This is a genomic window from Streptomyces sp. F001 (assembly GCF_004187715.1).
GTDB lineage: Bacteria > Actinomycetota > Actinomycetes > Streptomycetales > Streptomycetaceae > Streptomyces > Streptomyces flavusporus.
Window position 1 is genome coordinate 1 of sequence record NZ_QZWF01000010.1, and the last position, 23,538, is coordinate 23,538.

At 70.5% G+C, this 23,538-nt stretch carries 16 protein-coding genes and 2 pseudogenes; 8 read left to right on the forward strand and 10 right to left on the reverse strand.

The features are described from left to right. A pseudogene (locus tag StrepF001_RS48425) lies at positions 1 to 351 on the reverse strand (DUF4307 domain-containing protein); the annotation flags it as partial. A 169-nt stretch (positions 352 to 520) separates the two neighbouring features. Between StrepF001_RS48425 and mca the strand changes: the two are divergent. Both mca and StrepF001_RS29085 read left to right on the forward strand, forming a co-directional pair. Then, positions 521 to 1,371, forward strand: a pseudogene (mca, locus tag StrepF001_RS29080) (mycothiol conjugate amidase Mca). A 69-nt stretch (positions 1,372 to 1,440) separates the two neighbouring features. Continuing rightward, a complete protein-coding gene (locus StrepF001_RS29085; protein ID WP_240797729.1) occupies positions 1,441 to 1,626 on the forward strand; it encodes a hypothetical protein in 186 nt (61 codons plus the stop codon). Between the two features lie 213 nt (positions 1,627 to 1,839). Here StrepF001_RS29085 and StrepF001_RS29090 read toward each other — a convergent pair whose 3' ends face one another. Further along, the gene (locus tag StrepF001_RS29090) at positions 1,840 to 5,037 is read right to left on the reverse strand and encodes a tetratricopeptide repeat protein (protein WP_129801176.1); all 3,198 of its coding nucleotides are present in this window, start codon (positions 5,035 to 5,037) and stop codon (positions 1,840 to 1,842) included. Between the two features lie 179 nt (positions 5,038 to 5,216). On the opposite strand from StrepF001_RS29090, the gene StrepF001_RS29095 reads away from it, so the two are divergent. From StrepF001_RS29095 to StrepF001_RS29115, 5 genes are all read left to right on the forward strand, one after another. Beyond that, positions 5,217 to 7,247: a thioredoxin domain-containing protein gene (locus StrepF001_RS29095; RefSeq protein ID WP_129801177.1), complete on the forward strand. Its 2,031-nt coding sequence runs from the start codon at positions 5,217 to 5,219 to the stop codon at positions 7,245 to 7,247. Between the two features lie 188 nt (positions 7,248 to 7,435). Next, positions 7,436 to 8,698: a glycosyltransferase gene (locus StrepF001_RS29100; RefSeq protein WP_129801178.1), complete on the forward strand. Its 1,263-nt coding sequence runs from the start codon at positions 7,436 to 7,438 to the stop codon at positions 8,696 to 8,698. Next, positions 8,695 to 10,338 (forward strand): phospholipid carrier-dependent glycosyltransferase, encoded by a 1,644-nt coding sequence (locus StrepF001_RS29105; protein WP_129801179.1) that lies wholly within the window; start codon positions 8,695 to 8,697, stop codon positions 10,336 to 10,338. The genes StrepF001_RS29100 and StrepF001_RS29105 overlap by 4 nt, the downstream gene beginning before the upstream one ends. Then, a complete protein-coding gene (locus tag StrepF001_RS29110; RefSeq protein ID WP_129801180.1) occupies positions 10,335 to 11,552 on the forward strand; it encodes a glycosyltransferase in 1,218 nt (405 codons plus the stop codon). Before StrepF001_RS29105 ends, StrepF001_RS29110 begins: the two co-directional genes overlap by 4 nt. After that, the gene (locus StrepF001_RS29115; RefSeq protein WP_129801181.1) at positions 11,549 to 13,954 is read left to right on the forward strand and encodes a galactose oxidase-like domain-containing protein; all 2,406 of its coding nucleotides are present in this window, start codon (positions 11,549 to 11,551) and stop codon (positions 13,952 to 13,954) included. Before StrepF001_RS29110 ends, StrepF001_RS29115 begins: the two co-directional genes overlap by 4 nt. On the opposite strand, the gene StrepF001_RS29120 is transcribed toward StrepF001_RS29115, so the two are convergent. From StrepF001_RS29120 to StrepF001_RS29130, 3 genes are all read right to left on the reverse strand, one after another. Beyond that, complete coding sequence (locus tag StrepF001_RS29120) at positions 13,951 to 14,682, reverse strand: Mut7-C RNAse domain-containing protein (RefSeq protein ID WP_129801182.1); 732 nt, start codon at positions 14,680 to 14,682, stop codon at positions 13,951 to 13,953. The genes StrepF001_RS29115 and StrepF001_RS29120 overlap by 4 nt on opposite strands. Positions 14,683 to 14,715: 33 nt before the next feature. Continuing rightward, entirely contained in the window at positions 14,716 to 15,342 is a 627-nt protein-coding gene (locus StrepF001_RS29125) for a TetR/AcrR family transcriptional regulator (protein ID WP_129801183.1), read from the reverse strand. Between the two features lie 145 nt (positions 15,343 to 15,487). Continuing rightward, entirely contained in the window at positions 15,488 to 16,201 is a 714-nt protein-coding gene (locus StrepF001_RS29130; RefSeq protein WP_129801184.1) for a hemolysin III family protein, read from the reverse strand. A 339-nt stretch (positions 16,202 to 16,540) separates the two neighbouring features. On the opposite strand from StrepF001_RS29130, the gene StrepF001_RS29135 reads away from it, so the two are divergent. After that, positions 16,541 to 18,364, forward strand: a complete 1,824-nt coding sequence (locus tag StrepF001_RS29135) for a phosphoenolpyruvate carboxykinase (GTP) (RefSeq protein WP_129801185.1) — start codon at positions 16,541 to 16,543, stop codon at positions 18,362 to 18,364. A gap of 118 nt (positions 18,365 to 18,482) precedes the next feature. Here the strand turns inward: StrepF001_RS29135 and StrepF001_RS29140 are convergent, their stop codons facing one another. The 5 genes from StrepF001_RS29140 to StrepF001_RS29160 form a co-directional block, all read right to left on the reverse strand. Beyond that, positions 18,483 to 19,085, reverse strand: a complete 603-nt coding sequence (locus StrepF001_RS29140; RefSeq protein WP_206306976.1) for a hypothetical protein — start codon at positions 19,083 to 19,085, stop codon at positions 18,483 to 18,485. Then, entirely contained in the window at positions 19,072 to 20,613 is a 1,542-nt protein-coding gene (locus StrepF001_RS29145; RefSeq protein ID WP_129801186.1) for a VWA domain-containing protein, read from the reverse strand. Before StrepF001_RS29145 ends, StrepF001_RS29140 begins: the two co-directional genes overlap by 14 nt. Then, positions 20,610 to 21,818 carry a toxic anion resistance protein gene (locus StrepF001_RS29150; protein WP_129801187.1) on the reverse strand — a complete coding sequence of 403 codons (1,209 nt, stop codon included), beginning with the start codon at positions 21,816 to 21,818 and terminating at the stop codon, positions 20,610 to 20,612. The genes StrepF001_RS29145 and StrepF001_RS29150 overlap by 4 nt, the downstream gene beginning before the upstream one ends. Positions 21,819 to 21,830: 12 nt before the next feature. Then, a complete protein-coding gene (locus StrepF001_RS29155; protein WP_129801188.1) occupies positions 21,831 to 22,904 on the reverse strand; it encodes a substrate-binding domain-containing protein in 1,074 nt (357 codons plus the stop codon). 192 nt (positions 22,905 to 23,096) lie between these two features. After that, the gene (locus StrepF001_RS29160; RefSeq protein WP_129801189.1) at positions 23,097 to 23,519 is read right to left on the reverse strand and encodes a hypothetical protein; all 423 of its coding nucleotides are present in this window, start codon (positions 23,517 to 23,519) and stop codon (positions 23,097 to 23,099) included. Positions 23,520 to 23,538: the final 19 nt, after the last annotated feature.

Consider the following 23,538-nt stretch of genomic DNA (forward strand, 5'->3'; position numbering starts at 1 on the left):
TGCCGTCGTACGGAGCGTGACGACCTCGGTGATGCGGGTGGCGTCCCCGGCGAAGCGGAAGTCGGCCCGGCCCACCTCGGCGCCGCTCTCCGCCTGGGAGCGTACCGTGCGTAGCCGGAGGCGCCCGCGTCCTTCTCGACGCCAGCTTCACTTCACGAATCGTCCGAGAGATCGAAACTGATCACTTCGGCGCTGATCTTGTTCTGGCCGATGTAGTGAAAGGCAAAAAAGGCCATCACGGCGAGGAGCAGCGCCCCGAGGCGGCGCCGACGACCTTCAGTGTGCGGTCCGCGCGCTCGTCCGAGAGCGGCCGTAACGGCCCTCGGGCAGTCGCGTGCTCGCCGTACTCATGATCGTCCTCTCGGCCGGGGCGGGACCGAGGTCCCGGACGGGGCTCCCGGACCGGGGCCCCGGAATTTTTCGCCCCCCGATTCGGTCACTATAGAAGCCGCCGTTCGCACCCGGTCACGCCGGGCGCCGACCAAACGAGGATTGAGTCTTGACTGACCAGTTGCGACTGATGGCCGTCCACGCGCACCCCGACGACGAGTCGAGCAAGGCGCGGCCACCATGGCCAAGTACGTGTCGAGGGGTGGACGTGCTGGTGGTGACCTGCACGGGCGGGGAGCGCGGCTCCATCCTCAATCCGAAGCTGCAGGGCGACAAGTACATCGAGGAGCACATCCACGAGGTACGCAAGAAGGAGATGGACGAGGCCGCGAGATCCTCGGCGTCAAGCAGGAGTGGCTCGGTTTCGTCGACTCCGGCCTGCCCGAGGCGACCCGCTGCCGCCGCTGCCGGAGGGCTGCTTCGCCCTCGAGGACGTCGACAAGGCGGCCGGCGAGCTGGTGCGCAGCATCCGCTCCTTCCGCCCCCAGGTGATCACCACCTATGACGAGAACGGTGGTTACCCGCACCCCGACCACATCATGACCCACAAGATCACGATGGTGGCGTTCGAGGGCGCGGCGGACACCGAGAAGTACCCGGAGTCCGAGTTCGGCCCGGCGTACCAGCCGCTGAAGGTGTACTACAACCAGGGCTTCAACCGCCCGCGCACCGAGGCGCTGCACCAGGCGATGCTCGACCGGGGCCTGGAGTCCCGTACGGGGAATGGCTCAAAGCGCTGGACGGACTCGGGCACAAGGACCGCACGCTGACCACGCACGTCCCGTGCGCGGACTTCTTCGAGATCCGTGACAAGGCGCTGATCGCGCACGCCACGCAGATCGACCCCGAGGGGGCTGGTTCCGGGGTCCGATGGAGCTTCAGAAGGAGGTCTGGCCGACGAGGAGTACGAGCTCGCGAAGTCCCTCGTGGACCTCCCTCCCCGAGGACGACCTCTTTGCAGGCATCCGCGACAATGCCTGACATGAGCGCAAGCGCGAGCCTGGCAATGACCCATCTCGTCACCCTCGCCAAGGGGTCGACGAGGACAAGGTGACCCCCGGCGTCCTCGGCTTCATCGTCTTCGCGGTGATGCCCTGGCCGTGTGGGCCTGATGAAGTCCATGAACCGCCACATGGGCGGGTCGACTTCGACGAGGCCCCCGACGGGGCGGGGGAGGCCTCCGGCAAGGGCGCCGCGGAGCAGACGTCGGGGAAGGCCTCACCCGCGAAGGGCTGAGTCCCCGACCGGGCGGACCCTCACTGTGAGCGGTCCGCCGGGACAGCAGGTAGTACGCAGCCCGGCGGTGCGGGGTGCCTCCCCCAGAGGGGGACCCCAGCGCCCACCCTCCCCCACTCTCGGCTTCGCTCGAGCGGGAGACCCCCATGAGCGGGGCCCCATGAGCGGGGGACCCCATCGCCCAGCGGCACGACCGCCCGCAGCTGCGTGCACTCACGGGGCGCCACCACCCCACCCCATGACCTCCCGCGCATGCCGGCTCGGCACCATCCCCAGCCGCCAGGCCTGCCACCCGTCCTCCAGGCTCACGCCGCGCTCCAGCAGCAGCTGATACGCCTCCACGTAGTCGTCCAGCTTCTCGTCCCGCGCCGGATGGCCGGCCCGACCCAGCTGCGCCAGCTCCTCCTGCGCCACCGCCGTACCGACCTCCACCCCACCCGGAGCCGCATACGGCAGCAGCGTGCAGCGCAGGAAATGGGCCCAGTCCTCGCCCCGCCGGTCCCCGTACGACGCGAACAGCCCCACCGCCTCGTCGCACAGGGCCAGCGCCTGTGCCGTACGGGCGTTGCCCGCGTCGACGACGGCCAGCTCCAGACAGGTCCACGCCTCGCCGTGGGCGACGCCGATGCGCTGGAAGTCGGCGCGGGCGTCGACGAGCAGCTGCCTCGCGAAGCCTGAGTTCCGCAGCGATCCGGTCTGGGCGGCACGCAGGTCGCGGGTCGCCCGGGCCGAGTGGTGGCGGGCGCAGGCCAGCCCGTACACGTCCCGCATCCGGGAGAACATCGTGCGTGAGCGCTCCAGGTCACGGACCGCTTGGTCGAGGTTGCCCGCCTCCTCCAGCGCCTGACCGAGGTAGTAGAGCGTCCAGGCCTCGCCGCGCGCGTCCTCGTTGTCGCGGTGCCGGGCCGCCGCCCGGCGCAGCTCCTCCACCCCCGTGAAGGCGTCGCCCGCGACCAGCCGGGCCCGGGCCAGCTGGGTCAGCGCCCACGCCTCGCCGCGGGCGTCGCGGGTCCGGCCGTACCGTTCGAGCGCCGCGCGCAGCTCGGCTTCCGCGCGCGGCACGTCGCCCAGGCGCAGATACAGCTGGCCGAGCTGGAAGTGGGCCCACGCCTCGCCGTGCAGGGAGCCGCCGGCGCGGTGCAGTTCCAGGGAGCGGTTCAGCAGGTCCAGGGCCTCGGCGAGATGGGCGCGGTCGCGTTCCACGGCCGCCAGCGCGTGCATCGTCCACGCCCGGTCGGTGGCCAGCTCGGGCGCGGCCTGCAGGTCCAGCGCCTCCCGCAGCCGGGCCGCCGCCTCGGTGAGGTTGCCCTGGTGGTGCAGGGTGATGCCGAGCGAGCACAGGGCGCGGGCCGCGCCCGCGTCGTGGTGGGCCTCCCGGTACAGGTCGACGACCGAGGCGAGCGTCGTACGGGCCTTGTCCAGCTCGCCCAGCTGCCGGGCCGCGATACCCGTGCGCCACTGCACCGAGCGGATCAGCAGCCCCTGGTCCACGGCCTGGGCGAGTTCGTTGATCTCACCCAGGCGGTAGAGGTCGCCGCGCAGCAGGCAGTAGTCGCACAGCGCGCCCAGCAGGTTCAGCACCGCGGCCTGGTTCACGCCCTCCGCGAACCGGAGCGTCGAGGTGATGAAGCTCGACTCGTCGTCCAGCCAGCGCAGCGCCTCGTCCAGGGAGGTGAAGCCGTGCGGGCCGAAGCGGTCCGAGCGGGTCGACATGTTGCCGTCCACCAGCCGCAGCACCGAGTCGGCGAGCTCGGCGTAGTTCACGATCAGCCGCTCCTGCGCCGCGGCCCGCTCGGCCGGCTCCTCCTCGTCCAGCAGGCGGGCGTGCGCGAAGACCCGCACGAGGTCGTGCAGGCGGTAGCGGCTGCCGCGCACATGGTCGATCAGGCCCGCGCGGGAGAGGGCGACCAGGTGCCGGGCAGCCTCCGCCTCGTCCGTGGCCAGCAGTGCGGCGGCGGCCGCCGCGCCGAGCGAGGCACGCCCGGCCAGCGCCAGCCGCCGCAGCAGCCGCCGCGCCGGTTCCGCCTGGTCGGTGTAGCGCAGCCACAGCGCCCGCTCCACCGGCTCCACCGGCCCGTACGCCCCGAGGTCCGAGGCCAGCTGCCGGGGCGAGCGCGGGCCCAGCGAGGAACCGGCGACGCGCAGCGCCAACGGCAGCCCGCCGCACAACTCCCGTACCCGGTCGGCGGATTCGGCGTCGTACGGGCTCGAGGCGTCCTGCGCGGCCGCGCCCAGCAGCTCCTCCGCGCCCACCGCGTCCAGCGTCTCGACGGGCAGCTGGTGCACCCACGCCGGCAGGTCGCCGGGCAGGTCGAGCGGGGCCCGTGCGGTGACCAGGACCAGGCTGTCGGACCGCTCCGGGACCAGGGTGCGGACCTGCTCGGGGTCCGAGGCGTCGTCGAGGACGACCGCGACGGGCACGCCGGTCAGATGCTGGTGGTACAGCTCACTCAGCCGCTTGACCTGCTGGTCGGCCGAGGAACGCTCCCGGAACAGCAGCTGCTCGCGCGGTGCGCCCAGCCGGTTCAGCAGGTGCAGCAGGGCCTCGCGGGTGGACAGCGGCGGTTCCTCCGGGCTGTCGCCGCGCAGATCCACCACGCACGCCCCGCGGAACTGGTCCTTCAGATCATGGGCGGCCCGCACCGCCAGCGTCGTACGGCCGCTGCCGGGCGCCCCGTGCAGAACGACCACCGTCGGCCGGGTCCGGGTGCTCGCCCGGGCGGCCTGCACCCACTGCCGGATCCGCGCCAGCTCCTGCCGCCGCCCCGCGAACGGACCCACGGGCTCGGGAAGTTGACCGAACGACTGCTCCAGCACACTCCGCCCGCGCGCGGCCCCGCTCTTGTTGGTCCCCTTCAGCTGCGGCCCGCTCTTCTGCGGCCCTGTGGACGCGGCCAGCACCCGCTGCTGATCGAGGAACGGCCGGATCCCCCGCACGTCCAGCGCCGTCAGCCACTGCAGCCGCAACTGTTCCGGCCCGCCCGGCTGCCCCGCGGCACCGGCCCGGTGATGCGCGGCCGGCAGATGCGACCCGGCGACCTTCACCACCGTCGTCGCCGCGCCCACCACCCCGACGGTCACACCCGCACCGACCGCGGTCCCCGGCCCCGTACCGAGCGCCAGATCGGCCACCGCCGCCGTCACAGCAGCCACACCCGCCACAAGCAGCGGCGTACCGGCGCCCTCCCGCGCATACCGCTGCCCGAACGACAGCCGCCCGGCCTCCGTCTCGTCCAGCGCACGCGTATAGGCCTCGTACTCCTCGGCCGCCGCCTGCGCCATGGTGTCCAGCGCCCCGCGCGCCCGGGCCATGAGCACCTTGCCGTCGATACGGCCACCCGACCGCCGTACCTCCTCCTCCACCGCGCGCACCAACAGCCGCTCGGCCTCCGCGCGATGACTGTCCCGCATGTCACGTCCCCCTCCGGCGGCAACTGCTTTGCCTACGAGTGTCCTTGCGGGACGCCCCGAACGCGAGGGGCGCGACGATCACCGTCCACTTCGGTGACCGCTGCGACCCGGTGAAAACGGCCGACCGAGCGGCGGAGCTTCCTCATGACCGGCCCGGGGCCGTGGGGCAGGATGGGGGTATGGCGAACCGACTGGCCCATGAGACGTCCCCCTACCTGCTCCAGCACGCCGACAACCCGGTCGACTGGTGGCCCTGGTCGGAGGAGGCGTTCGAGGAGGCGCGCCGGAGTGACAAACCCGTCCTGCTCAGCGTCGGATATTCGAGCTGCCACTGGTGTCATGTCATGGCGCACGAGTCCTTCGAGGACCAGGAGACGGCCGACTTCCAGAACGAGCACTTCGTCAACATCAAGGTCGACCGCGAAGAGCGCCCCGACGTGGACGCCGTCTACATGGAGGCCGTGCAGGCGGCCACCGGGCAGGGCGGCTGGCCCATGACGGTGTTCCTCACCCCGGACGCCGAGCCGTTCTACTTCGGGACGTACTTCCCGCCGGCGCCCCGGCACGGGATGCCCTCCTTCCGGCAGGTGCTGGAGGGCGTGAGTGTCGCGTGGCGGGACCGTCGGGAGGAGGTCTCCGACGTCGCCGGGAAGATCGTGCGGGATCTCGCCGGGCGGGAGATCGACTTCGGGGGGACCGCGGCGCCGGGGGAGCAGGAGCTGGCACAGGCGCTGCTCGGGCTGACCCGGGAGTACGACCCGCAGCGCGGCGGGTTCGGCGGCGCGCCGAAGTTCCCGCCGTCCATGGTGATCGAGTTCCTGCTGCGGCATCACGCCCGGACCGGAGCCGAGGGCGCGCTGCAGATGGCGCAGGACACCTGTGAGCGGATGGCGCGGGGCGGGATCTACGACCAGCTCGGGGGCGGGTTCGCCCGGTACTCCGTCGACCGGGACTGGGTCGTGCCGCACTTCGAGAAGATGCTGTACGACAACGCCCTGCTGTGCCGCGTCTACGCCCACCTCTGGCGGGCCACCGGCTCGGAGCTCGCCCGCCGGGTCGCCCTCGAAACCGCCGACTTCATGGTGCGCGAACTGCGCACGAACGAGGGTGGGTTCGCCTCCGCACTGGACGCCGACAGCGACGACGGGACCGGTCGGCACGTCGAGGGGGCGTACTACGTCTGGACGCCCGAGCAGCTCCGTGACGTGCTGGGGGACGACGCCGAACTCGCCGCCCGCTGCTTCGGCGTGACTGAGGAGGGCACCTTCGAGGAGGGTGCCTCGGTCCTGCAACTCCCGCAGCAGGACGGTGTGTTCGACGCCGAGAAGGTCGAGTCCGTGAAGCAGCGGATGCGGGCGGCCCGCGCCGAGCGGCCCGCTCCCGGACGGGACGACAAGATCGTCGCCGCCTGGAACGGCCTCGCGATCGCGGCGCTCGCCGAGACCGGCGCCTACTTCGACCGGCCCGACCTGGTGGACGCCGCCCTCGCCGCCGCCGACCTCCTCGTCCGCGTCCATCTCGACGACCATGCCCGCCTCGCCCGCACCAGCAAGGACGGCCGGGCCGGCGCCAATGCGGGCGTGCTGGAGGACTACGCCGATGTAGCCGAGGGCTTCCTGGCGCTGGCGTCCGTGACCGGGGAGGGCGTCTGGCTGGAGTTCGCAGGGCTGCTGCTCGACCACGTTCTGGTCAGCTTCGTCGACGAGAAGTCGGGCGCCCTGTACGACACCGCCGCGGATGCCGAGCAACTGATCCGCCGCCCGCAGGACCCGACCGACAACGCCGCCCCGTCCGGCTGGACCGCCGCCGCGGGTGCCCTGCTGAGCTATGCCGCCCAGACCGGCGCCGAACCCCACCGGGCCGCCGCCGAGCGGGCGTTGGGCATGGTGAAGGCGCTGGGTCCGCGCGTGCCCCGGTTCATCGGGTGGGGGCTCGCCGTCGCCGAGGCCAACCTCGACGGGCCCCGCGAGGTCGCGATCGTCGGGCCGAGCCTCGACGACAAGGCCACAAAGGCCTTGCACCGTACGGCACTTCTGGGCACCGCTCCGGGCACGGTGGTCGCGTACGGCGTGCCGGGGAGCGAGGAGTTCCCGCTGCTGGCCGACCGGCCGCTGGTCGGCGGTGAACCGAGCGCGTACGTCTGCCGTAACTTCACCTGTGACGCCCCGACGACCGACCCGGAGCGGCTGCGCGCGGCGCTGAGTGGATGATCCGCTGATTCGGGCAGCGCAATTGGGCATGTGTGTGGACACGTCTCACCAGCCGCCCACCAGTGCGAAACACGCCATTTATCAGAACAGCTTCCAAGCTTCACACTTCCCCCCTACTCTCTCCACAGTGCCGAGACGGAGGTGACTCACGGTCTCGGCAGGGGGGTTTGGGGATCTGGGGGGATCTGTTGCTGACGTCTGTCTTCATCGCTGCCGTTTCACTGGCCCTGTTCTGGATGGCGGCATTCACCCTGTGGTGGCAGATGCACGCGTGGCGTACGCCCGAAGTGCTCGCGTCCACCCGTTTCAGCCGGCCGGACGGCGGTGAGCATCTGTCGTTCTCGCTGCTGCTTCCGGCCCGGCACGAACAGGCCGTGCTGGACCACACCATCCAGCGGCTGCTGGAGTCCACACACAACGACTTCGAGATCATCGTCATCGTCGGGCACGACGACCCGGAGACCACCGAGGTGGCCCGGCGGGCGGAGGCCCGCGACCCGCGTGTACGGGTCGTCGTCGACACCCACGAGAAGAAGAACAAGCCCAAGGCCATGAACACGGCGCTGCCGCACTGCCGCGGCGATGTCGTCGGGGTCTTCGACGCGGAGGACCAGGTCCATCCGGAGCTGCTCGCCCATGTCGACCACGCGTTCCGGTCCACCGGCGCGGACGTCGTCCAGGGCGGTGTGCAGCTCATCAACTTCCACTCCAGTTGGTACAGCCTGCGCAACTGCCTGGAGTACTTCTTCTGGTTCCGCTCACGGCTGCACCTGCACGCGCAGAAGGGCTTCATCCCGCTCGGCGGCAACACTGTCTTCGTGCGGACGAAGGTGCTGCGCGAGGCCGACGGCTGGGACCCCAACTGCCTCGCCGAGGACTGCGATCTGGGCGTGCGCCTGTCCAGCGTCGGCAAGAAGGTCGTCGTCGCCTACGACTCCGACATGGTCACCCGCGAGGAGACCCCGGGCAGCCTGATGTCCCTGCTGAAGCAGCGCACCCGCTGGAACCAGGGTTTCCTCCAGGTCTACCGGAAGAAGGACTGGAAGCAGCTCCCGGGCTTCCGGCAGCGGCTGCTCGCCCGCTACACCCTCATGACGCCGTACCTGCAGGCGATCTCCGGCGTGATCATCCCGCTGAACGTGGCCATCGCGCTCTTCCTGGACGTCCCGGTCGGCGTCGCCTTCATCACCTTCCTGCCGGCCGTCACCGCGCTCGTCACCTTTGTCTTCGAGCTCGTCGGACTGCACGACTTCGGCAAGCAGTACGGGCTCCGGGTTCGCCTCGTGCACTACCTCAAGCTCATCGTCGGCGGCCCCTTCTACCAGGTGCTCCTTGCCGGGGCCGCGGTCCGCGCCGTATGGCGTGAGCAACGCGGCCGCAACGACTGGGAGTTGACCAGCCACGTCGGCGCACATCTCGCGCACGTGAACCGAGAGGACGTTCCTGCGTGACCTCCACACTTCCCGCGGCGACCGGAGTCAAGGTCCCCGCGCAGCGGACAGCTGCGCCCAGAACCGGTTCGACCGGCCGAACGACACCTCCGCTCCGGCTGCGCAGTTCGCGCCCCGACCTCATCCTGTGCGGTGTCCTCCTCGTGGCGATCCTCGTCGTGCAGGGCTGGAACATCGCCGACTACCCGACCTTCAGCGACGACGAGGGCACCTACCTCGCCCAGGCCTGGGCCGTACAGGAGGGCCGGGGCCTCGCCCACTACACGTACTGGTACGACCACCCGCCCTTCGGCTGGGTGCAGATCGCCATCCTGACCTGGATCCCTGCGTACCTCGCGCCCGAGTCGATGACCGTCGGCTCGATGCGGGTCATGATGCTGCTGATCAGCGCGGTCAGCGCCGTCCTCGTCTACGTTCTCGGCCGCCGCCTCGCGCTGCCCCGCTGGGCGGCCGGGCTCGGCATGGTGCTCTTCGGGCTCTCCCCGCTGTCGGTGGTCCTCCAGCGCGAGATCTTCCTCGACAACATCGCGGTGATGTGGACGCTGCTGGCCTTCTGCCTCGCGGCCTCCCCGAGCCGTCACCTCTGGCACCATTTCGGCGCGGGCATCGCGGCCGCCGCGGCCGTGCTCACCAAGGAGACGATGCTGCTCGTCCTGCCCGCCGTGATGGTCACCATGTGGCGGCACAGTCACCGCGACACCCGGAAGTTCGCGCTCACCGGGGCGATCACCGCCTGCGCGCTCATCGGCATCTCGTATCCCCTCTTCGCCCTGCTGAAGGGTGAGTTGCTGCCGGGCGACGGGCACGTCTCGCTCTGGGACGGCATCGTCTACCAGATGAGCCGCCCCGGCTCCGGCTTCATCCTCGAACCCGGCACCGGCTCCCACGGAGTGCTCCAGTCCTGGCTGTACTACGACCGTGTCCTGCCCCTCGGGGGACTCGCCGGAGCCCTGCTGCTCCTGCTCACCTGGCGCTGGTCGGTCACGGCACGGGCGCTCGCCGGGCCCGCGCTCGCAGTGGCGATCCTCGCGGGGATGGCCATGCGGCCGGGCTACCTGCCCGCCATGTACATCATCCAGGCGCTGCCGTTCCTCGCCCTCGTCCTGGCCGGCGGCACCGCCAGCGTGACCCACCTGGTGCTGCGCCGATGGCGCCGGGACGGCGAGAAGCGGTACGTCACCGGCGGTCGGTACGCGCTCGCGGCCGTCCTCGCACTCGCGGCCGGCGCCTACGTCGTCCCCCGCTGGTACGACGGCGACCGCACCGCCATGACCGCCGACGCCAACGCCCCCTACCGGGCCGCCTCCACGTGGCTGGCGACGGAGGTCGAGGACCCGGAGGACACCCGGGTACTCGTCGACGACGCGCTCTGGCTGGACCTGGTGCACGAGGGGTACCGGCCGGGGCTCGGCGTCATCTGGTTCTACAAGGCCGATCTCGACCCCGCGGTGACGAAGACGATGCCGCGCGGCTGGCGGGACCTCGACTACGTGGTCGCCTCGCCGACGGTCCGGCGGGACGCGGTCGATCTGCCCAACGTCAGGGCAGCGATGGAGAACTCGACGCCGGTCGCCGTCTTCGGCACCGGTGAGGACCGGATCGAGATCCGGCAGATCCAGACCGTGGGAGGCGCCCGATGAGCGGCCACGAGTCCACCGTCCCCGGCGAACTGGGTGACCCGGCCGCGTACGCCGTAGAGGTTCCCGAGCCGGGCGCCGTCACCATCGTCGTACCGACGTTCAACGAGTCGGCGAACATCCGTCAGCTGCTGCACCAGATCACCGAGTCGGTGCCGTCCCGGCTGCCCTGCGAGGTCGTCTTCGTGGACGACTCCACCGACGACACCCCGCAGGTGATCCGCGAGGCCGCCCAGGACTGCCCGTTCCCGGTGACCGTGCTGCACCGCGCGGAGCCGGTCGGCGGGCTCGGCGGTGCGGTGGTCGAGGGCATGAAGGCGGCCGGCTCCGACTGGATCGTCGTCATGGACGGTGACTGCCAGCATCCGCCGTCCCTGGTCCCGGAGCTGGTGGCGACCGGTGAGCGGACGAACGCCGGACTGGTCGTCGCCTCCCGTTACATCAAGGGCGGCAGCCGGGCGGGGTTGGCCGGCAGCTATCGCGTGGCCGTGTCCAGAGCGGCCACCTGGCTGACCAAGACCCTCTTCCCGCGCCGGCTGCACGGCATCAGCGACCCGATGAGCGGCTTCTTCGCGGTGCGCCGCAGCGCGGTCACGGCGGAGACGCTGACGCCGCTCGGCTACAAGATCCTGCTGGAGCTGGCGGTCCGCAGCCGCCCGCGCACGGTCACCGAAGTGCCGTTCGTGTTCCAGGAGCGGTTCGCCGGGGATTCCAAGTCCACGGCAGCGGAGGGGCGGCGTTTCCTGCGGCACCTCGCCGGGCTGCGTACGGCCGATCCGCTGGCCCGGATGGTGGTGTTCGGGCTGATCGGCGCGACCGGCTTCGTCCCGAACCTGCTCGGGCTGTGGGCCCTCACCTCCCTCGGCATGCACTACCTCCCGGCCGAGATCCTCGCCAACCAGCTCGGCGTCGCCTGGAACTTCCTGCTCATCGAGCGCCTGCTGTTCCGTGACCGCCGCCGGCACCGGCGCTTGTGGGACCGGCTCGGCCGGTTCGCGCTGCTCGCCAACGCCGACCTGGTGCTGCGCATCCCGCTGATCGCGCTGCTGGTCGGCGCGTTCGGCATGGCCGCGCTGCCCGCCACCGCGCTCGCGCTGGTGACGACCTTCGTCCTGCGCTTCGTCGGTACCGAAGCGCTGGTCTATCTGCCGCGCCGGAGGCCCATAGATGAAGCCGCACCCGAGCGCGGGAGCCGCACAGCAAGGAGAGCCGTGTGAACAAACGCCGTAGAAGAACCGCACTCCTGGCCGTCGCAGGCCTCACCGGTGGCCTGCTCCTGACCACACCCCAGTCCGCCTCCGCCGCCAACCTCATCAAGAACCCCGGCTTCGAGACGGCCGGCACCGGCGACATGCCGTACTGCTGGTCGAAGTCCGGCTGGGGTGACAACGACTTCAGCTTCACCACGACCTCGGACGCCCACTCCGGCAGCAAGGCCATGAAGGTCGAGCTGACCCGCCGTGTCGAAGGCGACCGCAAGGCGCTGATCACGGAGTCCGCGGACTGTGCGCCGGTGGTGACGGTCGGCAAGCAGTACGACCTCTCCCTCTGGTACAAGACGACGACACCGGACGCCAACATCACCCTGTTCCGGCACGACACGACGGCCGGCTGGCAGTACTGGACCGACCTCAAGACGCTGGAGATGGCGGGCAGCTGGACCCAGGCCACGGTCCGCACCCCGGAGGTGCCGGCCGGCACCGACCGCGTCAGCTGGGGCGTCTCCGTCTACGGCACCGGCTCCGCGACCACCGACGACTACACGATGGAACAGGTCGCCGACCCGGTCCCGGAGCCCGAGTGCACGGGCACGCCTCAGGAGTGCGCGAACGGCAGGTGGGACGTGCTGCCCGCGCAGAACCCGGTCCGCTCGATGCACTCGGTCGTCCTGCACAACGGCAAGGTGCTGCTGATCGCGGGCTCCGGCAACGACCCGGAGATGTTCGAGGCGGGCACGTTCACCTCCGCGGTCTACGACCCGCAGAACGGCACGTACAAGGTCATCCCCACGCCGGACGACATGTTCTGCGCCGGGCACGTCCAGCTCCAGGACGGGCGGGTGCTGGTGATGAGCGGAAACAAGGGCTATCCGTCGGCGGACGGCACGATCGGCTACCAGGGGTACAAGGACTCGTACATCTTCGACCCCGAGACCGAGACGTACACCAGGACGAACGACATGAACGACGGGCACTGGTACCCGTCGGCCACGATCCTCGGCAACGGTGACGTCATCTCCTTCGGCGGGCTGAAGGAGGACTCGACCGGCTCGGTGACCGCCGAGCTGTGGTCGGACGCCGAGCATAAGTGGCTCGAGCTGTGGAAGGTCAACCAGACCTGGTCCTACTGGGGTCTGTACCCGTCGATGATCCTGATGCAGGACGGCCGCCTCTTCTACTCCGGCAGCCATGTCTTCGGCAACAACATCCCCGGCACCGGCTCGGCGATCTACGACTACGACGCCAACACGATCACGCAGGTGCCCGGTCTGCAGAACAAGGACGAGCGCGACCAGTCGGCGAGCGTGCTGCTGCCGCCGGCGCAGGACCAGAAGGTCCTCACCATCGGCGGCGGCAACATCGACTCCAACCCGGAGGCGAACCGGCTGACCGATGTCATCGACCTCAAGGAGCCCAACCCGTCCTACGCCGCCGGTCCGCCGCTTCCGCAGGGCACCGTCGACCTCGGCAACGGGCCGGTCCCGCAGACCGGGGGCCAGGGCAAGATGTACGTCTCCGCGGTGCTGCTGCCGGACGGCAAGGTCCTCGAGACCGGCGGCGCCCTGCACAACCGGGCCAACCCGGTCTTCGAGTCGTCGATCTACGACCCGGCGACGAACACCTTCGACCCGGTGGCCGCCGACCCGGAGGCCCGCGGCTACCACTCCTCGGCGTTCCTGCTGCCCGACGGCCGGGTGATGACCACCGGCGACAACCCGGGCAACGGCTCCTGGAACCACAACGTGTCGATCTACACCCCGCCCTATCTCCTCAAGGGCGAGCGTCCGACGATCACCTCGGTGATCGACACCGAGTGGACCTACGGCGACACCCAGCGGATCACGGTGGACCGGCCCATTGCGAAGGCGGAGCTGATCCGCCCGGCCGCGGTGACGCACTCGTCGGACCCGAACCAGCGGTTCGTGGATCTTCCGTTGAGCGTGGACGGCAACACCATCGACCTGAACGTGACGAGCAACCCCAACCTGGCCCCGCCCGGCTGGTACATGCTCTTCGCGGTCGATGCGGGCGGGGTGCCGTCGGTCGCCAAGTGGGTGCACCTCCAGGGCCCGCAGGCGCTCAGCGCCACCGACGCCTCGGCGCACGTCCACTCCTTCGCCGACGACCTGTCCGGCAAGGTCACGGGCCCCGGCAGGAAGCGCACCTCGCAGAAGGTCGGCACGACCGTCGCCGGCTGCGACCGGCACTACGGCTCGGCCAACGTCTGCGTGCCGACCGCCTTCCCGTCCGAGGTGAAGAAGACGACGGCCGCCCGCTGCACCTGGCTGAAGGCCAACGACTACGGCCGCCTGAAGGTCAACGGCAAGGACGACCCCCTCCGCCTCGACCCGAACAAGGACGGCGTGGCCTGCGGAAAGGGTGATGTGCGCAGGCGTTAGCTCCCGCTCGGGAACTCGGTGCGGGCGCGTTCCACGATGGCCACCAGCTGTTCGTGGTGCGCGCCCTTCCAGTACGCGCGCCCGCACTCCGTGCACTGCGCGAAGACGTCGTACGTCCGCTGGGTTCCGCCCTCCAGCTGGTCCGCCACCTCCTCCTTGGTGGCCTCCTTCAGCAGGCCGTTGCAGGCGGTGCAGCGGGTCCAGGGGTGCAGTTCGGGGCGGAACCGGTCCAGGACGTCGCGGAGTTGGTCGTCGGGGCGGGTGCTGTAGACGAAGGCGCCGGCCCACAGTTCGCGGCGGCGCAGCAGGCCACGGTCGCGGCTGAGCATGACGCGCCGCTCGGCGGCCGAGCGGGCGGCGAGGGCCGGGTCGCCGATGTCCGTGGACTCGTACGCCGTGTCCACGCCGAGCAGCCGCAGCCGGCGGGCGAGCGTGCCGAGGTGGACGTCGAGGAGGAAGCGCAGGGGAGCGCCGGGCACCCGTTGCGGACGTTCGACGGCGCGGATGTGCACGGACTCGCCGTCCTTCGGGATGTGCGCGGTCGGCACCCCGCGGCCGTCGACGACGAGGGCGCCGACCTCGGTGAGCGGGACGCCGACGGACTCGATGACATGGCCCAGCGTCGAGACGCCGTCGGTGGCGAGCCGAGTGGTGCCGCGGCGCCGGGCGTTCGGGACGAACAGGGCCAGTTCGGGGTCGAATTCGACGTGGATCTCGGGTCCGTTCACCCGATCAGGATGGCATGGGAGCGGGCGCGGACCTCAGGGGTTTTCGGCGCCGGGGCCGCGGTCGTAGACGGCCAGGGCGCGGTCGACGAGGTCGGCCGGGTCGTCGCGGAAGCCGGTGCGTGCCCAGTACGGGAAGATCTCCATCAGGCCGCCGATGAGGGACATGGTGAACACGCGTACCTCCAGGCTCTCCGGGTCGCGGCCGGTGCGCGCCGCGATGGCCCCGGCGAGCAGGGGTCCGGCGGCGGACATGCTCTCCATCAGCCGGGAGCGCACCGCCGGGACCTCCGCGATCAGCCGGCAGCGCAGCCGGGTGATCTCGGGTTCCTCGCCGAGGCCCAGGCCGATGGCCCTGCGGGTGATGTGGCGCAGGGAGTCCTGCCAGGGCTCGTCCGCGGGCCGGTCCCGGAACTCCTCCAGCAGCGGGCCGTACTCGTCCGTGAGGACGATGTCCTCCTTGGTGGGGAAGTAACGGAAGACGGTCGACGGCGACACCTCGGCACGGTCGGCGATCTGCTCGATCGTCGTGGCGTCGTACCCCTGCTCCTCGATCAGTTCGTAGGTCGCGGTGCGGATCGCCTCACGCGTCTTGATCTTCTTCCGCTCCCGGAGTCCCAGCTGGGGCGGATCGGCGGGGGAGGTGGGATGGAGGGCCGTCATGGTGGTCATTGTCGGGCATCCGGCTCGACGGCAAAAGAGTGAATTGAGAGTCGCTGTCAAAATCAAGTAACCCTCAATGGGGTGCCGCTGTCAGGCATGAAAAAAGGCCACGGCTCGCAAGCCGTGGCCCTGAAGGGGTGGGGTGCTACGGGTGCTGGTACGCCACCAGGGAGATTCCCACGTAGTGGACGACGAACGCCGCCAGTGTGAACGAGTGGAACACCTCGTGGAAGCCGAACCAGCGCGGTGACGGGTTGGGGCGCTTGAAGCCGTAGACCACCCCGCCCGCGCTGTACAGGACACCGCCGACGATCACCAGCACGAGGACGGCGATACCGCCGGTGCGCATGAAGTCGGGCAGGAAGAAGACGGCCGCCCAGCCCATGGCGATGTAGCAGGGCGTGTAGAGCCAGCGCGGGGCGCCCACCCAGAAGACGCGGAAGAGGATGCCGGCCGCTGCGGCGGCCCAGATTCCCCACAGCAGCCACTGCCCCTTCGCGCCCGGCAGGAGCAGCAGGGTCAGTGGCGTGTAGGTGCCGGCGATGATCAGGAAGATGTTCGAGTGGTCCAGGCGGCGCAGGATGCCGTCCATGCGCGGGCTCCAGTTGCCCCGGTGGTACAGCGCGCTCACGCCGAACAGCAGGCATGCCGTCAGTGCGTAGATCCCGCAGGCGAGGCGGCCGCGCGGGGAGTCCGCGAGGGCGGTGAGGACCAGGCCCGCGACGAGCACCGCAGGGAACATCCCGAGGTGCAGCCAGCCGCGGAGCTTGGGTTTGATCGGGTGCGGCAGGGAGAGCGCGCTGGATACCCGGTCGGCGACCGGCATGTCCCTCGGCGCGTCGGAGGCGGGCGCAGTCATGCGGGGCATCGTACCTACGGAACCGTAAGTTACGGATCAGTGTGGCGGCAGGAGTGGCCATCATCTCACGGAAGTTGGGGGGCCGGGCGGCCTCTTCCGTCCCAAGAGGCGGTCATCCGAACCCAACGTGCACGTAAAGAAACGGAGAGGAACGCCCAGGTGCGTGGGGCGGCTCACGCCGCTCAGGTGGGCGGTCCTCTGGACAAATGCGCACTCACCTCGGATGATCAAATGAGTGCAGTCGGCACCGGATGAGCGCATTGCGATCGGTACTGCGCGGCATCCGGGTCGCAGCCCCCACGGGGCACAAGGACAAAAAACCCTCATTTAGGAGCAACCGTGGCGCGCGACATATCGGCTACCCCCGTCATCCCGACCCACCACCAGGAACTGATCTCCTGGGTGAACGAGATCGCCGAACTGACGCAGCCGGACAACGTGGTCTGGTGTGACGGATCCGAATCCGAGTACGAGCGCCTGTGCGAGGAGCTCGTCCAGAAGGGCACCTTCCGGAAACTCGACCCGATCAAGCGCCCGAACTCCTACTACGCGGCCTCGGACCCGACGGACGTCGCCCGCGTCGAGGACCGCACCTTCATCTGCTCCGAGAAGGAGCAGGACGCCGGCCCGACCAACCACTGGAAGGCCCCTGCGGAGATGCGGGAGATCTTCCAGGGCGAGAAAGGCCTGTTCCGCGGCTCGATGCGGGGCCGGACCATGTACGTCGTGCCGTTCTGCATGGGCCCGCTCGGATCGCCCCTGTCCGCGATCGGCGTGGAGATCACCGACTCCGCGTACGTCGCCGTCTCCATGCGCACGATGACCCGCATGGGCCAGACGGTGCTGGACGAGCTCGGCTCCGAGGGCTTCTTCGTGCGAGCCGTGCACTCGCTCGGCGCCCCGCTGGAGCCCGGCCAGGAGGACGTCCCCTGGCCCTGCAACCAGACCAAGTACATCTCCCACTTCCCGGAGACCCGCGAGATCTGGTCCTACGGCTCCGGCTACGGCGGCAACGCCCTGCTCGGCAAGAAGTGCTACGCCCTGCGTATCGCCTCCGTCATGGCCCGCGACGAGGGCTGGCTCGCCGAGCACATGCTGATCCTCAAGCTCACCCCGCCGCAGGGCTCGCCCAAGTACGTCGCCGCCGCCTTCCCGTCCGCCTGCGGCAAGACCAACCTCGCCATGCTGGAGCCCACCATCTCCGGCTGGACCGTCGAGACGATCGGCGACGACATCGCGTGGATGCGCTTCGGCGAGGACGGCCGGCTGTACGCCATCAACCCCGAAGCCGGCTTCTTCGGCGTCGCGCCCGGCACCGGTGAGCACACCAACGCCAACGCGATGAAGACGCTGTGGGGCAACTCCGTCTTCACGAACGTGGCGCTGACGGACGACAACGACATCTGGTGGGAGGGCATGACGGAGGAGACCCCGGCCCACCTGACGGACTGGAAGGGCAACGACTGGACGCCGCGGTCCGAGACTCCGGCCGCCCACCCCAACGCCCGCTTCACCGTGCCCGCCGCGCAGTGCCCGATCATCGCGCCCGAGTGGGAGGACCCCAAGGGCGTGCCGATCTCCGCGATCCTCTTCGGCGGGCGGCGCGCCACCGCCGTACCGCTGGTGACGGAGTCCTTCGACTGGAACCACGGCGTCTTCCTCGGCGCCAACGTGGCGAGCGAGAAGACCGCCGCCGCCGAGGGCAAGGTCGGCGAGCTGCGCCGCGACCCGTTCGCGATGCTGCCGTTCTGCGGCTACAACATGGGCGACTACATGGCCCACTGGATCAAGGTCGGCAAGTCGGCCGACCCGGCCAAGCTGCCGAAGATCTACTACGTCAACTGGTTCCGCAAGAACGACGAGGGCAAGTTCGTCTGGCCCGGCTTCGGCGAGAACAGCCGCGTCCTGAAGTGGATCGTCGAGCGCCTGGAGGGCAGGGCGGAGGGCGTCGAGACCCCGATCGGCGTCCTGCCGGCCAAGGAGGCCCTCGACACAGGCGGCCTCGAACTGGCCGACGAGGAGCTCGACTTCCTGCTCACCGTCGACAAGGAGGTCTGGCGCGAGGAGGCCGCCCTGATCCCCGAGCACCTCAACACCTTCGGCGACCACACGCCCAAGGAGCTGTGGGACGAGTACCACGCCCTGGTGCAGCGCCTGGGCTGAGGCCCGACGAAGACTCCGCGGCCGGTCTACCGACAGTGCCCTGACCAGCAACATCGTCACGGCCGGCCGTGGTGACAGCCGGAGGGGCCCCGCACAACGGCGTGCGGGGCCCGTTCCGTCAGTCGGAACGGTCCTCCAGATAGCGGGTGTGGGATTCCTGGCGGCGGGACTCCGTCTCCCTGAGTCCCACCGCCAGCTTCTCCGCCTCCTGCCGCAGCAGGTCGAGCTGTCGCTCCAGGTGCCGTTCGGGCGGTTCCTGCCCCGGCGTCATCCGATGCCACCAGCGGGTGCGTACGAACGCGTCGACGGCCTCGGGAACGTCCTGCCGTACGGCCCGGGACAGCGCGTGCACGCCCTCCGGGTCCTGGGCGAGGATCTCGCTCACCCAGCCGGGCTCCAGCAACGCGGCCAGCAGGTCGGTCAGTTCGGTGAGCCTGCCCGCGGCGGCGGGCGGCAGGTCGATGCCCGCGAGATAGCCGCGCAGGGTGCCGAAGTCGCCGCGCACCTCGTCGAGCTGGGCCGACGGGTCGGGGAAGTCGGGCAGGGCAGGCCGCTCCGGCGGGGCGATCAGCGCGCCCGCCCCGTACAGACCGGCGACGACCACCGGCCAGTACGGCCCCGCCACGCCCGTGAACGTCAGCACCAGGCCGACCAGACCGCAGGCACTGCCGGTGAGGTTCTTGCGGGACTCCAGGTACGTCAGCGCTCTACTGGTAGCCACGGATCTCCTCGAAGGCGCCGTCCAGCGAGCCCTGTTGGGCGTCGAAGAGGCGGCCGCCGGTCAGTTCGGCGATGTGCTCCAGCTCGGAACGGTCGGAGTCGCCGAACAGGATGGGGAAGACGGGGATGTCCTTCTGGCCGCCGGTGAGCGCACCGTGGAAGTCCTCGAAGTCGCCGGCGGTCGCACCGGTCGTGTTCTCCCCGTCCGTCATCAGCACGATCGACGTGAACGTGTCACGGTCCGCCCTCAGCTGCTCGTACGCCTTCTCCAGCGAGGTGTAGATCGCGGTGTCGCCCTCGGCCGTCAACGCCTCGGTGTCCCGCCGGATCCCGTCGAGCCCGGTCTTCGGATCCTCCGGGTCCACGACATGGGTCCGTACGCTCTTCACATCCGACCCGAACGGCATCAGCGTCACCTCCTCCCGCTCCCGGAAGTCGCCGGTCAGGCCGGTCAGCGCCTTCTTCAGCCCGGCCAGCCGGTCGCCCTCCATCGAGCCCGAGGTGTCCAGCACGTACACCGTGCGGGACGGGCGGCGCAGCTCGTTCTCGTACGAGTCGAGCAGCCCGTCCGCCACGGACCGGCTGCCCGGGAAGGGCAGTTCGCGCCGACGGGTGGTGTCCAGGCCGGTCGCGGGCTGCACGGAGGCGACGACCGGGCGGCGGTGCGTGCCGTCGGTGATCGCGCGCTGGATCTCCGGGGAGCGCAGGGCCTCGGTCAGCCGGCGGACGTCCTCGCGGGCCGGGGCACCCGCGGAGGCGAGGGACGAGAGCGGGTAGTCCGCGGTGACGACACCGTCGGTGGGGCGGATCACCGTCAGACCGGGGAGGCCCTTCAGAACCGACTCGTAGTTGAGCAGCGCGTCGACAGTGCCGCGCCGCTCGTACGCGCTCGCCAGCCAGCCCGACGAACCCGACGTCAGCTGCTGCCCCCGGAAGAACTCCTTCAGACGGGGAGTCGCCTTCTGCACGTCCGCGTCCGTGAGCGCGGACTGGGCGCCGGAGAGGGCGGAGGCGACGGAGACGAGGGCGGAGAAGCCGGAGTTGGAGCGGGCCGGGTCGGTCATGCCGTAGGTGAGGTCGCCGTCGCGCACGGCCTGCTCGACATCGGACCAGGTGACGTCCTCCGGCTGCCAGCCGAGGGCCTTGACGGTGGCCGGCTTGACGCCGATCGCGACCGGGCTCGACATGACCGGTGTCTCCGACACGACCTTCTTCGCCGCTTCCGGGCGCAGCCGCAGGTAGTCGTTGGAGGACAGCCACACCGCGTCGTACGCCCCGTCCGCCTTGCCCCGCGCGAGCAGGTCGACGGCGTCGAGGGTGCCCATGTAGGTGGGCCGGACGGTGATGCCGGTCTCCTCACGGACCCGGTCCAGGACGTCCGTCATGTCGCTGAGCTCGCTGGAGGCGAGGACGCGCAGGGTGCCGGCCTTGTAGGCCTGGGTGTCCTCGTCCGTCCCGTCGTCCTGGGCCGTCGTGCAGGCCGTCAGCAGGGCCAGCGCCGCGACGGCGAGGGCGAGCGGGCGTCTCATGAGAGGCCCCCTTCCAGGGCGCTCTGCGAGCGGCTGCGGTCCAGGTAGGCGGAGGCGTGCTGGAGTTCGACGGTCAGCGACTCGACGGTCGTGGCCATCGCTTCGGTGGCCTGCACCTTGTAGGTGTCGATGGCGTCCAGCGTGCGATAGATCTGCTGGAAGGCCGAGCGCAGCGTCTCCGCGCCGACCGCCGGGTCGGCGGCGATGCGCTGGATCTCGCCGGACTGCGTGGCGAGCATCTCGGCATTGCCCCGGATCAGGTCCTCCGTGGTGCCCCGCAGGGCGTTGACCTGGTCGACGACCTTCTTCTGGTGGTCCAGGGCGGAGGCGAGCATGACGGAGATACGCAGCGCCGAGACGGTGGTCGTGGCCGCCCGGTCGACGCCCTTGACCAGCTCGTCGTTGTTGCGGCGTACGACGTCCATGGCGAGGTAGCCCTGTGCGCACACCGCGAGCTGAGTGAGCAGGTCCTGGTGCTTCTGCCGGACGGGGAAGAGGACGTCCGCGCGCAGCGAGTCGGCGGCCTGCGGGTCGCTCGTCTCGACACCGGCGATGTGCTGCTCGACCGCCGTGTCCAGGGCCTCGGTGAGGACGACGTACTCCTGGAGCTTGCCCATGGTCTCCCACAGGCGCACCCGCTCGGTCTGCAACGCGGCGTTGTCGCGGCGCAGTTCGTCCTGCCCGCCGCGCAGCGAGCCGACGATCTTGTTCAGGGTGCCCTGCGCGGAGGCGTACTTGGCGACGTGATCGCGCAGCTTGTTGCCGCCCGGCAGCCGGGACAGGAACTTCCGCCCCTTGGCGGCGGGCAGATCACGCGGATCCAGATCCTCCACGACCCTGCGCAGTTCGACGAGCGAGCCCGCCACCTGCGACTGCGCGTCCCCGCCCTTGGACGGCAGACTCCGCACGGTCCGCTCCAGCATGCGGTTGGACTGCGCGGCCGCGGTGCGCATCTCACCGGCGCCGAGCGCGGTGATCTCGCCGACCTTGCCGGCGAACTCGGGCGAGCGGGCGTCGAGGGCGGCGAGTGAGGCGACGTAGTCGGAGGCCTTGCGGGCCATGTCGTCACGGACACCGTCGTCGACGGGCACGAGTCCGCCGGCCTTCTCCCGCGGGACCCGGGCGACCGGCTCGGGCGGGATGAGGGTGAAGGTGTCGTCGTGACTGGGGCTGGTGTTCTGGCTGGTGCTGCCGTAGTCGGTCATCTGCTGATCCCCCTATCCGCGCGCCCGGCGCGCCATCTCGTGCAGCACCGCGGAGGTGGGCACGGGCGCCTGCCGTACGCCGGTCAGCTTCTGGTTGAGGTAGTCGGTGTGGCCGGTGGTGGCCGACGTGAACTCGCCGGTGGCGCCCTGCGGACGGAACCCGTGCCGGACGGCCAGCTTGCGCAACTCCGGGTCGGAGGAGAGAAGTTCGCCGACCTCGCGGCCCTCCTCGGTGAGGGGTACGACGGTGTGGTCGCTGGTCGTGGTGGTGTCCGGGTAGAGGACGGTGAGGTCGTCCACGCCCTGGCCCTGCGTGAGCAGTGCGGCGACCTGGGACTCGTAGACGAGGACGAGCGGGTTGCCGGCGCCGCTGATGAAGTCCCGGAACGCGCCGTCCGAGCTGGACTGCTGGGCGCCCTGGACGGTGACCAGCTTGCGCAGCAGAGGGGCGGTCCGCTCGACGTCGGCGTCGCTCGCGACGACCCGGCCGTCGTTGTCGACGTAGGAGGCGGCGGCGAGGTAGAGGGCGCCGGAGTTGGAGGTCACGGGGTCGGTGCTGGTGATGTAGAGAGTGCCGGTCAACTCCCCGTACTTCTCCGCCCCCTTCAGCTGCTGCCAGGTGCGGTCGTCACGGGCGGCGTCGAGGTAGGCGCCCATGTCGAGGGTGCCGTGGTTCTTGTCGAGGGTGACGAGACGGTTGGCGGCCAGCACCTCGGCGGCGTTGCGATGCGCGACGACGACGAGCGGCGAGTAGAAGGGCCACGGCAGCGGCTGCTGGACGCCGTACTTCTCGGCGAGCGCGTCCGACGGCGCCTTGCTGGACGGAAAGGCGAGGTCGTAGCCCTTCAGGTCCAGCCCCTCCATGGCCCACGAGCCGGACGTCTCCGTCTCCACGGTGTAGCCCTCGGCGGCCAGGGCGTCCACCACCTTCGGGTCGGCGAAGAACTCGGCCTTCTCCGACCCGATCACTGCCCGCACGGTCTTCGTTGCCGTGCCCTGGTCCCCGTTGTCCCGGCCCGCTACGACGGCTGCCACCACTCCGCCGATCAGCACAACCGCGAGGACGATACCTGCGATACGTCTCACGCCGGGAGCGTGCTCCCGGAACCCAACGTTCCCCGTCGCCCGCGGTGACCGAGGGGTGACGTACCCGTCTCGGTACGCAACGCCGACCTCAGGGGCGCGCGGGGAACTGCGCGATCAACCACACACAACCGGAAGTCGCCCACCCACAAACCGCCCTACGGCGAACGGGACCGTCGGGGGAGCCCGGAGGGCTCAGCGGGACGCGACCTCGCGGGGCTCCAGCGCAGCGGCGTGCGCATCCATGCGTTCCGCCGTGAGGATCGCCGCCGCCGTGTCCGCGCGGGACGCCGCGACGACCAGGGCGCGGCCCGCGAGGGTGTGGGCGCGTCGGTGCAGTGCGGCGAGATGCGGCTCGGCGGCGGTCGCGGTCACCGACGTGCGGGCCGGCGCGGCTCCTCCCCGCAGCCGGGCCACCTGGTCGGCGAGCCGGGTGGCCGCGGTGTCCAGGTCGGCGGACGGGGCCAGCGCACGCAGCTCGTCGGTGACGGCGAGCAGTGCCGCGAGATGGCCCGCGAGCTGGATGTCCAGCTCTTCCTCACGGGAGCGGTGGGGGAAGTCGGTGGTGCTGCCGGCCATCGTCGTGTGGACCGACTTGGTGCGGATCGGCTCGTACATGGGATGGCCTCCTGTGTTC